The organism is Corynebacterium sp. ES2715-CONJ3, assembly GCF_024814365.1.
Classification (GTDB): Bacteria; Actinomycetota; Actinomycetes; order Mycobacteriales; family Mycobacteriaceae; genus Corynebacterium.
Map to the genome: position 1 here is coordinate 72068 of NZ_JANUXS010000004.1, position 11987 is coordinate 84054.

General features: G+C 53.9%; 11 protein-coding genes. 5 read left to right on the forward strand and 6 right to left on the reverse strand.

Annotation, left to right across the window (positions count from 1 at the left end):
- Nucleotides 1-93: 93 nt before the first annotated feature.
- Both NXT00_RS05900 and NXT00_RS05905 read left to right on the forward strand, forming a co-directional pair.
- Nucleotides 94-1011 (forward strand): SPFH domain-containing protein, encoded by a 918-nt coding sequence (locus NXT00_RS05900; protein WP_396124937.1) that lies wholly within the window; start codon nt 94-96, stop codon nt 1009-1011.
- Nucleotides 1011-1211, forward strand: a complete 201-nt coding sequence (locus NXT00_RS05905; protein WP_259078864.1) for a hypothetical protein — start codon at nt 1011-1013, stop codon at nt 1209-1211. Before NXT00_RS05900 ends, NXT00_RS05905 begins: the two co-directional genes overlap by 1 nt.
- A 56-nt stretch (nt 1212-1267) precedes the next feature.
- Here NXT00_RS05905 and NXT00_RS05910 read toward each other — a convergent pair whose 3' ends face one another.
- The 3 genes from NXT00_RS05910 to NXT00_RS05920 form a co-directional block, all read right to left on the reverse strand.
- Complete coding sequence (locus NXT00_RS05910) at nt 1268-2911, reverse strand: phospho-sugar mutase (RefSeq protein WP_259158410.1); 1644 nt, start codon at nt 2909-2911, stop codon at nt 1268-1270.
- Between the two features lie 2 nt (nt 2912-2913).
- Complete coding sequence (deoC, locus tag NXT00_RS05915) at nt 2914-3567, reverse strand: deoxyribose-phosphate aldolase (RefSeq protein WP_259078861.1); 654 nt, start codon at nt 3565-3567, stop codon at nt 2914-2916.
- A gap of 128 nt (nt 3568-3695) precedes the next feature.
- On the reverse strand, nt 3696-4979 hold the full coding sequence (locus NXT00_RS05920) for a thymidine phosphorylase (protein WP_259078859.1): 1284 nt from the start codon (nt 4977-4979) through the stop codon (nt 3696-3698).
- A gap of 170 nt (nt 4980-5149) precedes the next feature.
- On the opposite strand from NXT00_RS05920, the gene NXT00_RS05925 reads away from it, so the two are divergent.
- A complete protein-coding gene (locus tag NXT00_RS05925) occupies nt 5150-5602 on the forward strand; it encodes a cytidine deaminase (RefSeq protein ID WP_396124758.1) in 453 nt (150 codons plus the stop codon).
- Between the two features lie 35 nt (nt 5603-5637).
- Nucleotides 5638-6852, forward strand: coding sequence for a NupC/NupG family nucleoside CNT transporter (locus tag NXT00_RS05930; RefSeq protein WP_259078841.1), 1215 nt, complete (start codon nt 5638-5640; stop codon nt 6850-6852).
- A gap of 63 nt (nt 6853-6915) precedes the next feature.
- Here NXT00_RS05930 and NXT00_RS05935 read toward each other — a convergent pair whose 3' ends face one another.
- Entirely contained in the window at nt 6916-7872 is a 957-nt protein-coding gene (locus NXT00_RS05935) for a sugar-binding transcriptional regulator (protein ID WP_259078839.1), read from the reverse strand.
- A gap of 288 nt (nt 7873-8160) precedes the next feature.
- On the opposite strand from NXT00_RS05935, the gene NXT00_RS05940 reads away from it, so the two are divergent.
- Nucleotides 8161-9375, forward strand: a complete 1215-nt coding sequence (locus tag NXT00_RS05940; protein WP_259158411.1) for a NupC/NupG family nucleoside CNT transporter — start codon at nt 8161-8163, stop codon at nt 9373-9375.
- Nucleotides 9376-9507: 132 nt separating this feature from the next.
- On the opposite strand, the gene lysS is transcribed toward NXT00_RS05940, so the two are convergent.
- Together lysS and NXT00_RS05950 are read right to left on the reverse strand one after the other, a co-directional pair.
- The gene (gene lysS / locus NXT00_RS05945) at nt 9508-11073 is read right to left on the reverse strand and encodes a lysine--tRNA ligase (protein WP_259158412.1); all 1566 of its coding nucleotides are present in this window, start codon (nt 11071-11073) and stop codon (nt 9508-9510) included.
- 98 nt (nt 11074-11171) lie between these two features.
- Entirely contained in the window at nt 11172-11984 is an 813-nt protein-coding gene (locus tag NXT00_RS05950) for a pantoate--beta-alanine ligase (protein WP_259078826.1), read from the reverse strand.
- Between the last annotated feature and the right edge of the window lie 3 nt (nt 11985-11987).

Sequence of the window (11987 nt, forward strand, 5' to 3'; positions counted from 1 at the left end):
CCCATTTCCCCAGTGGCTTCTATTGGCGGCGGAGCAGTGCTAGCGTAAAAAAGTGATATCACTTTTTATCCCCTCAACGCCTAGGAGAGCTCTATGGACGCCCCGCTCCAAGTCCCAACCGCAAGCAATACCAATATATCCATCAATGAAGTACCAGCTCAGTCCTTCCGGGGTGCCACAGCAGTAGCAATTATGCTCACCTCCTTCATCCTCGTAATCCTCGCGGCCCTAACCGCCTTTGTTATCCCCGACGTCTGGGCGGACGGCCTCGTAGGGTTTTTCGTAGTAGTGCTAGGTTTCATTCTTCTTCATATTCGCATCATTTCTCCTGGACAAACGCTCATTGTGCAGTTTTTTGGTTCCTACAAGGGCACTCTTCGCGCTGATGGCTTACACCTGATTTACCCCTTGCATATGTCCAGGAAAATCAGCGTCAGGGTTCGTAATTTCGAGACTGCGACGACCAAGGTCAACGATCTCAACAGCAACCCGATTACGATCGGTGCTATTGTCGTCTGGCAGATCACCGATACCGCGAAAGCACACTTCGCCGTAGAGGAGGTGGAAGACTTTATCCAATCCCAGGCTGAATCAGCATTGCGCCACGTCGCCACCACACACCCCTATGATTCCCAAGATGTTGACCATATTCCATCACTAAGCGGCAGTACCGATCTCGTCAGTGAGGAATTAGCTCGAGAAGTTGCGGCACGTGCCGTCGTTGCCGGTATTGATATTATCGAGGCGCGAATTTCTTCACTCTCCTATTCCCCAGAGATCGCTCAAGCAATGCTGAGGCGGCAGCAAGCCTCTGCCATTGTCGATGCCCGCGAAACTATCGTGGAGGGTGCGGTCTCGATGGTTGACTCAGCGCTGGAACAAATCGAACGCCGCAATATTGTCGACCTAGATCCTGAGCGTCGCGCCGCGATGGTATCCAACCTCTTAGTGGTGCTGTGCTCGGATACCTCGACTCAACCTGTGGTTAACGCCGGTAGTCTATATAGCTAGTGGCACCGCGTAAAGCCCTCCCCCTCAGACTCGATCCCGCTATTCACCGCGCTGTTAAGCAATTAGCTGACGATAGTTTTATCAGCGTCAACGCTCAAATCGAGATTCTTTTGCGGGAGGCACTTAAGAACCGAGGGCGCCTGCCTCGCGATATTGGTGATATCCCGAGACCGGGTCGACCTAAAAAGACCGAAGGATAAATAAAGGGAGCCGCCTTTTCCACGTAATGGAATAGGCGGCTCCGAGTGGCGTTGAGCTAAAAGCCAAGAATTTCTTTGAGCTCTATCTTGAGAGCGTCGAGGCGCTCATCTGCATTCTTATGAGAATCCGATACTACTTCGAGGTAGCATTTCAGCTTCGGTTCGGTACCGCTCGGGCGCACCACAATGCGGTCCTTGGCGCTGGTGGCAATCCAGAAACCCGGGGTACCTGGTAGCCCACGGAAGCCATCCGAAAGGTTACTAAATTCTGTCACCTCGGCGCCACCTAGAGTTTTCGGCGCCGTGGTCTCCAAATTGTGCAGACCTTGTTGGATCAAGCTGGTATCTGCCACGCGGAACGTTAGAGGACTGGTCTTATACAGGCCGTATGCCTGTGCAATCTCGTCGAGAAGATCTTGGATATTCTTACCTTCCGCGACCAAGCGCTTATTAAGATCGGCTACCCGCAGGCAGGCAGTGATACCGTCTTTGTCACGCACCGCTTGCGGATCCGAGCAATACCCTAATGCTTCTTCGTATCCAAAGATGAGGTTGGGGGTGCGCCCAATCCACTTGAATCCCGTGAGAGTATTGGCAAATTTCAGTCCATGACCACGAGCGATCTCACCCAAAAGTTGAGAAGAAACGATACTGCAGGCCAGAGTGGCATCATCATCGCCGTGGTGGGCACGGGCAATATCCTCACCTAGAAGAGCACCGACCTCGTCGCCTGAGAGCTGACGCCAGGTGCCCTTGTGTTTGATAGCCACTGAGCACCGATCCGCGTCGGGATCGAGAGCCAAGATCAGCTCGGCTCCACGACGATCTGCTTCTTGGTAGGACAGATCAAGTGCGCCCGCTTCCTCTGGGTTAGGGAAGGCGACGGTTGGGAAATCAGGATCTGGTTCCTGCTGCTCGGGGCAAGGGAAAGCATGGCTAAACCCGGCGCGCTTGAGAGCTTCACCTAACGTTGCTCCACCCACGCCATGCATGGCGGTAAAGACCATAGGAATATCACACGTCGTCGCTGGTGCCTGAGGGAGCTCCAGGGCTCTAGCAAAATACGGTTCCAAGACTTCTTCGGCAGCAATATCGCGGATACGTTCGCGGTTGCGGGCTATCTCATCGGCGAAGGGAGCCGCATCGATCTGAGCGGAAATTTCTGCATCTGCTGGGGAGATGAGCTGTACGCCCTGTTCCGCTTCACCGTGGACCACGCGACCGCCGAGGTAGACCTTGTAGCCATTATCTTGAGGTGGATTATGCGAAGCAGTGACCATAATGCCTGCATCGCAATCGAAATAACGCACGCTGAAGGCGGTAATCGGGGTAGGGAGTTGCTGTGGGAGAGCCAGCACCTCAATACCAAGAGCACTCAAGATCTCGCAGGTTGCTTGATAAAAGTCAGCGGAACCGTGGCGAGCGTCGCAGCCCACAACCACTTTAGGGCTATCGATGAGGTCCACGAGATATTTACCAACACCGTAGGTAGCGCGAGATACAGTTGCGACATTCATGCGGGATTCACCCGCCGCTACCGCGCCACGAAGACCCGCGGTACCAAAACTCAAAGGTCCTTGAAAGCGCTCCGCTAAGGCTTCATGGTCACCAGCGTCGAGGAGGGCTTGTAATTCCTTCTGGGTTGCGGGGTCGGGATCATGAGCGATCCACTGCGTGACCTTCTCGTTGAGGGTGCTCATGATTATTCAAGACCCTCGACAATAGCCTTAGAGGCGGAGCAGCCTAGTCGGGTGGCACCAGCGTCAATCATGGCTAATGCAGTTTCGGTGTCGCGGATGCCGCCGGAGGCCTTCACGCCGAGGCGATCACCCACGGTTTTCGCCATCAAGGAAACCGCATGAGTGGAGGCTCCGCCTGATGGGTGGAAGCCCGTGGAGGTTTTGACATAATCAGCACCAGCCTTTTCGGCTGCCTCACAGCAGGCCACGATTTGCTCGTCGCTGAGCGCGGCCGATTCGATGATGACCTTAAGGAGGGCATCGGGAATAGCTTCGCGCACGGTACGAATATCGTGTTCGACTTTTTCAAAGTGGTTTTCTACGGCATCGGAAATATTGATGACCATATCTACCTCATCTGCACCGTGAGAGACGGCGAGTTTGGCCTCAAAAGCCTTGACCTCTGGGTGGTGATTACCGGACGGGAAGCCCACCACAGTGGCTACCTTGACGTGCTCAGGGGTCTCCAGCGGAAGCTGGGAAGGAGAGACGCACACTGAGAAGGTGCCGAGTTCACTAGCTTCGTGCACGAGTTCCTCAACCTGGGCGCGGGTGGCTTCGGGCTTGAGGATGGTGTGGTCGATATAGTGCGCGAGTTCTTGGCGGGAAAGAGTCATGATTCTCCTTGTCAATATTGGGTGTTCTAGTTACGAGGTTATGGCGCCGAATTGGTGGATAGTAAGGTGCTGGCCCCACTATCCACCAGTGCGCTCGACGCGGGCGCTATCGATTATTGGCCGATCGTTTAGAAAACCTTATCCAGGATGATGCGGCGTTCAGCTGGCTTAGTGGCACCGATTTCGATACCTGGCAGGATCGAGTCAAGAGCACGCTCGAAACGATCCGGGGTTTCGGTATGCAGGGTCAAAAGTTTTTGCCCCTTCTTGATTTCTTGACCGTAGTCGGCGTGAATCTCGATGCCAGCGGTCAGTTGTACGGGTTCGTCCTTTCGGGCTCGGCCAGCACCCAGGCGCCAGCTACCAACGCCGAGTGCCAAGGCATCAAGCTTGGTGAGGTAGCCGTCTTGTTCGGCGAAAACTTCATGGGTATGAGGAGCGCGGGCGAGCTGTGCATCAGGGTCGCCGCCCTGGGCGCGGATCATCTTGCGCCACGAATCCATGGCGCGGCCATCCTTGAGGGCCTCCTCGACGTCGGCATCAGGGATACCCGCCATATCGAGCATATGGCGTGCGAGCTCGCAGGTGATCTCGATGAGATCTTGAGGGCCACCGCCGGCTAGAACCTCGATGCTCTCTTCCACTTCGAGACCATTACCGATTTTCCTTCCCAGCGGAATATTCATATCGGTTAGGAGGGCGCGGGTATTGACTCCCGCATCCTTGCCTAACTGCACCATGGTTTCTGCCAGCTGGCGGGCTTTATCAAGATCTTTCATAAAGGCGCCGGAGCCTACCTTCACATCGAGAACGAGGGAGGCGGTTCCTTCGGCGATCTTTTTACTCATAATGGACGAGGCGATTAGCGGAATGCAGTCCACGGTGGCAGTGATATCGCGCAGTGCGTAGATCTTCTTATCCGCTGGGGCAAGTCCGGCACCAGCTGCGGCAACGACGGCTCCGGAATCTTCCAAGATAGCCATCATGCGGTCGTTCGGCACATCTGCCTGCCAACCGGGGATTGCTTCGAGCTTATCGAGGGTTCCACCGGTGTGGCCAAGTCCGCGTCCGGACAGCTGTGGGACAGCAACCCCGTAGGAGGATACGAGCGGTCCGAGAGGGAGGGTGACCTTGTCGCCGACTCCGCCAGTGGAGTGCTTGTCAGTGGTGGGCTTGCTGAGAGAATCGAAATTCATGCGCTCACCGGAGTTGATCATTGCTTGGGTCCAGTCCACGATTTCTCGGCGGCCCATATCGCGAATAAAGATCGCCATATTCAATGCTGCCATTTGCTCATCGCCAACTGCGCCGCGGGTATAGGCGTCGATGACCCAGTTGATTTGATCGGTGCTGAGCTCTCCACCGTCTCGTTTGGTGCGGATGATATCGACGACATCGAATTGTTCAGCCATGCCTTGCTTCCTTTCCCTTGCTGCACTGAGCTATCCCACCCTAATTGTGAAGCGGAACACAAAATGCGTGGAGCGTTATTTTAATCTCTTGCTTTCAGTTATAACTCTGATTATTATCATGCCCAGAACAATTGTCAAGGGTTGATTTTTCATTTGTTCCACCGCTCACAGTGTCTCCCCCTTGCCTTAATTACAGAAAGAAGGCCCACATTATGACCATGAGCCCTCAAGAGCTCATTGCCGCAGCTAAAGAGGCTGCCCATCACGCCTACGCCCCGTATAGCAATTTCGAAGTGGGCGCCGCCATACTCACCACCGACGGCACAGTATTTACCGGATGCAATGTTGAAAATGCTAGCTACGGTCTCACCCTCTGCGCCGAGCGCAATGCCGCAACAACAATGATTGCTACCACCAAACCCGACAGCCCCCGACAGATCCACAGCGTCGCCATCGTGGGTCTGAAGGCCAGTCCTTGCTGGCCGTGTGGATCCTGCCGCCAAGTACTGCGTGAATTTGGCTGCCAAGAAGTCTTCGTCGAAGGCCCTACAGGCGAGGTGCACAGCTTGAGCTTCACAGAACTCCTCCCCCACTCTTTCGGCCCTGAACACCTCGATACTTAAATATCTCCCCATACCCTTCATAGGAGGTCCAACTGATGGAACGTCTGCAAGGACTCATCGGTGTGATCGCAATCTTTGCGGTCATCTTCAGCTTGTCTAATGCCAAGCGGCAGATCAACTGGCGTACCCTCGGCGTGGGTTTCGCCCTACAAATCGGCTTCGCACTCCTGGTGCTCAAATGGGAACCAGGCTTCCACGCTCTCAAGGCAGTATCTGGAGCGGTAGAAAAACTCATCGACTTCACCAACCACGGGACCTCCTTTGTCTTTGGCGGGCTCTTCGGTGAAGATAACGGATTCATCTTCGCCCTAAATGTTCTTCCCGTTATTATCTTCCTTGGTGCCCTCATCGGCGCCTTGTATTACCTGCGCATCTTGCAGTGGTTCGTCGAAATCGTCGGTACTGCTCTCAATAAGATCATGGGCACCTCCAAGGTAGAGTCCGTATGGGCCTCTACCGTCATCTTCTTGGGCCAATCGGAGGCTCCCCTGGTCATTCGCCCGTGGATACCGCAATTGACACGCAGTGAATTATTCGCTTGTATGAGCGGCGGCTTCGCGTCCGTCGCGGGCTCCACCCTCGTGGGCTACTCCCTCCTAGGCGCGCCACTGCCCTATCTACTCGCAGCTTCAGTCATGAATGCCCCAGCTTCCCTGATGGTAGCCAAAGCGCTGGTACCAGAAACCGAAGTGCCCAAAGCTAATGCAAATGTCCGCAATATGCGCGACGAGCACTCCAAAAACGTCATCGATGCCATTGGTGCGGGCGCGCTCTCTGGCGGTCGTATCGCGGTAACCGTTGCTTGCCTTCTCATTGCCTTTATTGCCACCATTGCTATGCTCTCCGCAGTCTTGGGAGGTATCGGTTCCATTTTTGGCCAGGACAATTGGTCGCTTGAAGGACTCTTCGGCGTCATATTCTCACCTTTAGCGTGGGCTATTGGCGTTCCGTGGGAAGAAGCTTCCCTCGTGGGTAATTTCATTGGCCAAAAGACTATTCTCAATGAATTCGTGGGCTATACCGCGTTCTCCGAGCACGTCGATACCCTCAGTGAGAAGTCCATCCTCATCTCATCATTCGCTCTCGCAGGCTTTGCTAATCTCTCATCCATCGCGATCCAGATTGGTGCCTTTGGCGCACTCGCCCCAGAGCGTCGCTCAGAAGTGGCATCCATGGGGCTCAAGGCGCTCCTTGCCGGTTTCTGCACAAATATGCTCAACGCTGCAGTCGTGGGCATTATTGTTTTCTAAGTTAACTTTTAAGTAAGCACTATAAGAATTACCCCCGAATCAGTGGCATTCAGGGGGTAATTTTTATGCGTCCTCCCACAGCGCAATAAGGGCGAGAGCGGTCGCCCCATCAATGACTAGATGTGAAGCCAGACCCATGACAAGCGCCGTATTGATAGCTCTGAGCTTCGACGCTCCTCCTGCTACCAAAATGCGAACCGGGCGTGAAGCGAGATCCTCAAGTGAGATCCCTACGGTGCGTTCATCCACACTTGGTACCGCTACCTGCCCATATTCGTCGAAAAAACGGGAACAAGCATCACCGACCGCGCGCGTTGAAATCAGCTGCTTTTCGGTATCACTCAAATAGCCTAAGGTCAGTGGAAGAGAATCCCCGCTGGTGGAGCCAACGGTAAATATAACCACATCGGTGTGGCGGCCCATATCCAGAATATGGGAGATATGCCGATCGCTCTCCACCGTGCGTTTAACCTCAACGTTGTCAAAAATCACTGGCAAGGGGAGCGTGCGCGCATAAGCATCGAAGGCACGGCAGAATCTGTTAATAGTCTCAATATCGTTGGTAGAACGCTTGGTATAGCTCAGTCCACCTTTGAGTTGCACAATCTCTACACCAGTATGGGGATTATGCCGTAGCGCTTTGGCAACGGCATACATGGTATTTCCCCAACTCACGCCCACCATATGACCGTCCTGCACCTGTTCTTCGAGAACCAAGGCGCCCACTCGTCCAAGCTCTTTTAAGATCTCCTCCGGGGTCTGCCGGGCCGCTTGCACAATGCGCGCTTCTTCCAGACCGTAGGGACTAAAAATTTCTACCAGCTTTTCCGCTAGGAAACTTCCCTTGTCACGGGGATCTCTAATTTCTATAACCACGAAGCCACGCTGTCTGGCATAGGCCAAGAGCTTAGCGACGGTCGGCCGTGACACCCCGATTTCGGCCGCGACTTCGGCCTGACTCAGGCCCTTTTGATAGTACAGTTTGGCGGCCTGCAATGATTGTTCATCTCGCAGCAGCATATAGAACAGGGTAGCAAAGATGGGCGCTTTTTCTGAGCTGGGGAGGGAAGCGAGTAATCAAGAAAATAATAAGAAAATCTCATCTGCGCAGCTCGAATTTATACCATTCGAGCTGGGAAAACGTCTATCTTAGAACTTTTGCTTTTAGCTGCGAAAGCGATTAGCGTTCATTGCACCTCTGCACCCATAAACCTCTGCACCCACATACCTCTGCACACCTATACCTCTACACTCATCTACCCGGGTACCCGCGCAGACTTCCCGCATCGTATTAGGAGAATATTGACCATGGATCGTCTGCAAGGCCTCATAGGAATTATCGCCATCATGGTGATACTGCTCTGCCTTTCTAATGCCAAACGCAGTATAAACTGGCGCACCCTCGGAGTAGGTTTCGCCTTGCAGATTAGCTTCGCGCTGCTCGTGCTCAAATGGGAACCAGGATTTTTAGTGCTCAAGAAAGTATCTGAGGGTCTAGAAAAACTTATTGGCTTTAGCAATGCTGGGACCTCTTTTGTATTCGGAGGTCTGTTTGGAGAAAAGAATGGCTTTGTCTTTGCCCTCAACGTTCTCCCCGTTGTTATCTTCCTCGGTGCTATTATCGGCGCCCTTTATTATTTACGAGTCCTGCAGTGGTTTGTGGAGATAGTCGGCTCGGCGCTCAACAAAATTCTAGGCACGTCCAAGGTAGAATCTGTGTGGGCTTCCACTGTCATTTTCCTCGGTATGGCCGAGGCCCCTTTGGTGATACGCCCGTGGATTCCCCAATTAACCCGCAGTGAACTATTCGCCTGCATGAGCGGTGGCTTCGCCTCCGTCGCAGGCTCCACCCTCGTAGGTTACTCCCTTCTGGGCGCCCCACTTCCCTACCTCCTTGCCGCGTCGGTGATGAACGCCCCTGGGTCGTTGATCGTGGCAAAAGCCCTAATGCCGGAAACCGAAGAATCTCGCGCAAACGCCAATATTCGCACCATGCGTGATGAGCACTCCGAGAATCTCATTGACGCTATCGGTGCCGGGGCGCTTTCCGGTGGACGGATCGCTGTAACCATTGGATGTTTACTTATCGCTTTTATCGCCACCATTACTATGCTTTCGGCAGTATTGGGCGGAGTTGGCTCCGTATTTGGTCAGGAGAACTGGTCGCTGGAAGGCCTTTTTGGCCTCATCTTTGCTCCTTTGGCGTGGGCTATTGGGGTACCGTGGGACGAAGCCTCATTGGTAGGTAATTTCATCGGCCAGAAGACGATCCTCAATGAATTTGTGGGGTATACAGCTTTTTCCGAATACGTGGATACCTTGAGTGAAAAGTCCATACTTATCTCATCTTTTGCACTCGCGGGTTTTGCCAACCTCGGATCTATTGCCATTCAAATTGGTGCCTTTGGGGCGCTCGCCCCCGAGCGGCGCGCGGAGGTGGCGTCGCTAGGACTCAAAGCCCTCTTTGCTGGTTTTTGTACCAATATGCTCAACGCTGCCATCGTGGGCGTTATCGTTTTTTAGATTCGGTGAAAGCGCATTTCCCCCTACCTGCCGCCGAGTAGGGAATGGGTTCGTCACATGGGTGATTACTGCGAAAAAAGTGGGTGAAAGAGGTCTTCTCTCTCACCCACCCGGCCGATATTGCACCTAATCTTAGCGCTCGGGCTTGACCATCGGGAATAGCACAGTTTCCCTAATACCTAAACCGGTCAAAGCCATGAGCAAGCGATCAATACCCATGCCACACCCGGCGGTTGGGGGCATGCCCTGCTCCATGGCGGCAAGGAAATCTTCATCGAGAACCATAGCCTCCTCATCGCCGCCAGCGGCGAGACGTGCTTGATCCTCGAAGCGTTCCCGTTGAATCACGGGATCAATGAGCTCAGAATAGCCGGTGGCTAATTCGAAGCCGCGGACATAGAGATCCCATTTTTCAGTGACACCCTCTTGTTCGCGATGCTGTCTGGTCAAGGGTGAGGTTTCCACCGGGAAATTGCGCACGAAGATCGGCCCGTCGAGCTGATCTTCGCACAGAACTTCCCATATCTCCTCAACCAATTTGCCATGCCCCCAACCAGCATTCGAAGGGACGTCCAGGCCGATCACTGCTGCTACCTCTTTCAGTTCCTCCACGCTGGATTTGGTAGTGACTTCCTGGGTGCCTGGGAATTTACGGCGCAGCGCCTCATTAAGGGAAGGATACATTTCAATCTCCTTCCACTCGCCTCCGAAATCATAGGTGGATCCGTCGGCTAGCGTCACGGTCGTGGATCCGAATACATCCTGGGCGACATATTGGATGAGTTCCCGGATCATTGTGGCGCCATCGTCATAGGTACCCCACGCCTGATATGTTTCGAGCATGGCAAATTCTGGGGAGTGCGAAGAATCCACGCCCTCGTTGCGGAAATTGCGGTTAACCTCAAAGACGCGCTCAATTCCGCCCACCACACAGCGCTTGAGATAAAGCTCAGGCGCGATGCGCAGATAGAGATCAATATCGAGGGCATTGGAGTGGGTCTCGAATGGGCGCGCTGCCGCACCGCCGTGCAGGGTTTGCAGCATGGGAGTTTCTACTTCTACAAACTCTTGCGATTCGAGATAATTCCGCAGTGCTCGCATCACCTTGATGCGCGTCATCGCATTTTCACGCGCTTTTTCCCGCATAATCAAATCGGTATAGCGATGACGCACTCGAGAATCTTCACTCATATCCGCAAAAGCCACGGGCAGAGGACGCAAAGACTTTGATGCCATGGAGAAACGTTGCACCATAATGGATAGTTCACCGCGTTTGGACGAGACTATTCGACCGCGAATGGAGACAATATCACCGAGGTCAACCTCTGTTTTCCACGCTGCGAGCGCCTCTTCGCCTACTTCAGCCAGTGAGAGCATCGCTTGGATATGCGCGCCATTGCCCTCTTGGAGCGCAGCGAAACACAGCTTGCCGGTATTGCGAATAAACATGACGCGCCCGGCGATAGCTACCTCGTCGGACGTTTCTTCGCCAGCTTCCAGGTAGATGCGCCCTGGAATCTTCTCCGTATCGGGATCAATACTTTGGTACTTCTTTTTGATCTCTGTAATCGAGTGGGTGCGATCAACTTCTACAGGATAGGGATCGCGACCAGATTCGATGAGCCTAGCGCGCTTCTCACGGCGGATGCGTAGTTGCTCAGGGACGTCTTGTACGGGGGCTTTCTTTGCGTTCGTCACAGCACAAACAATAGCCCAGACCCCACGAAAAATCTAAGCCCCATTACCCTTAGCCACTGCCCAATAGGGAGCTCACAACGCCCCTGTGTCAAAATTACCTAGTCGAGATTTTTAATGCCGATGCCCAAGGGAATCTCCGCTCCATCTATTAAGTGCGTGTGGGCAAAACGCGCGGCGATAAAAAGCCTGGCCGGTTTTTTCTCTACCGCAGGTGATAGGTCAAGCGCAGTGAGTTTTTTATATATCACATCCACTCCAGCCGCCTGAAGCACGTCCGAGACGACTGCCAGTACTTGAGCACTCCCCATCTCTGCTGCATGAAGTCCCGCAGTAACCGCAGCCGACAGGGCTAGAGCTTGGTCTCGCTCACGAGCCAGGAGCGCATCATTTCGACCGCTTATAGCAAGCCCCTGCGCATTGCGTACCGTGGGTATTCGGTGAATTTTTACGGGAGAATGGAACACTCGGATCGCTTCGGCGAGGTGAGCTAAGAGTTCATAGTTCTTTTCCCCCACGATGAGATCTGTCGGCGCCACGGCACCAAGCAGGGCCAGGATTTCCAGCAGATCGGTTGCAAGTAGCTGAGGAGACTGCATCTTATGGTCGGGGATGTTAAGGCCGAGCGTGGGCGGGCGTGACCATAGTTGCTCTTTGCTATACGGAATATAGAGATCAATATGCTCGGCTTCCACAACCGCACGGTCGATCGGGTGAAGGCTCACTACCACGACTACAGCACCAGGGATGCGGCGTGCTGCCCGCATGAGTGCGATATGCCCGGCGTGCAGTGGGCTCCGCAGGAAAACTGCCACCACAGGTTTACCTTGCGTTTTAAATACTTTGGAGAAGGCGGCTGCTTGGCTAAGCACAATCTCATGAGCGGTGCGGGGTTGAAATCTCTGTGGTGTCACGCC

Coding starts and splice junctions, on each gene's coding strand:
- NXT00_RS05930 (WP_259078841.1), top strand. CDS start 5,638: ATGGAACGTCTGCAAGGACTCATCGGTGTGATCGCAATCTTTGCGGTC.
- deoC (WP_259078861.1), bottom strand. CDS start 3,567: ATGACTCTTTCCCGCCAAGAACTCGCGCACTATATCGACCACACCATC.
- NXT00_RS05940 (WP_259158411.1), top strand. CDS start 8,161: ATGGATCGTCTGCAAGGCCTCATAGGAATTATCGCCATCATGGTGATA.
- NXT00_RS05910 (WP_259158410.1), bottom strand. CDS start 2,911: ATGAGCACCCTCAACGAGAAGGTCACGCAGTGGATCGCTCATGATCCC.
- NXT00_RS05920 (WP_259078859.1), bottom strand. CDS start 4,979: ATGGCTGAACAATTCGATGTCGTCGATATCATCCGCACCAAACGAGAC.
- NXT00_RS05900 (WP_396124937.1), top strand. CDS start 94: ATGGACGCCCCGCTCCAAGTCCCAACCGCAAGCAATACCAATATATCC.
- NXT00_RS05935 (WP_259078839.1), bottom strand. CDS start 7,872: ATGCTGCTGCGAGATGAACAATCATTGCAGGCCGCCAAACTGTACTAT.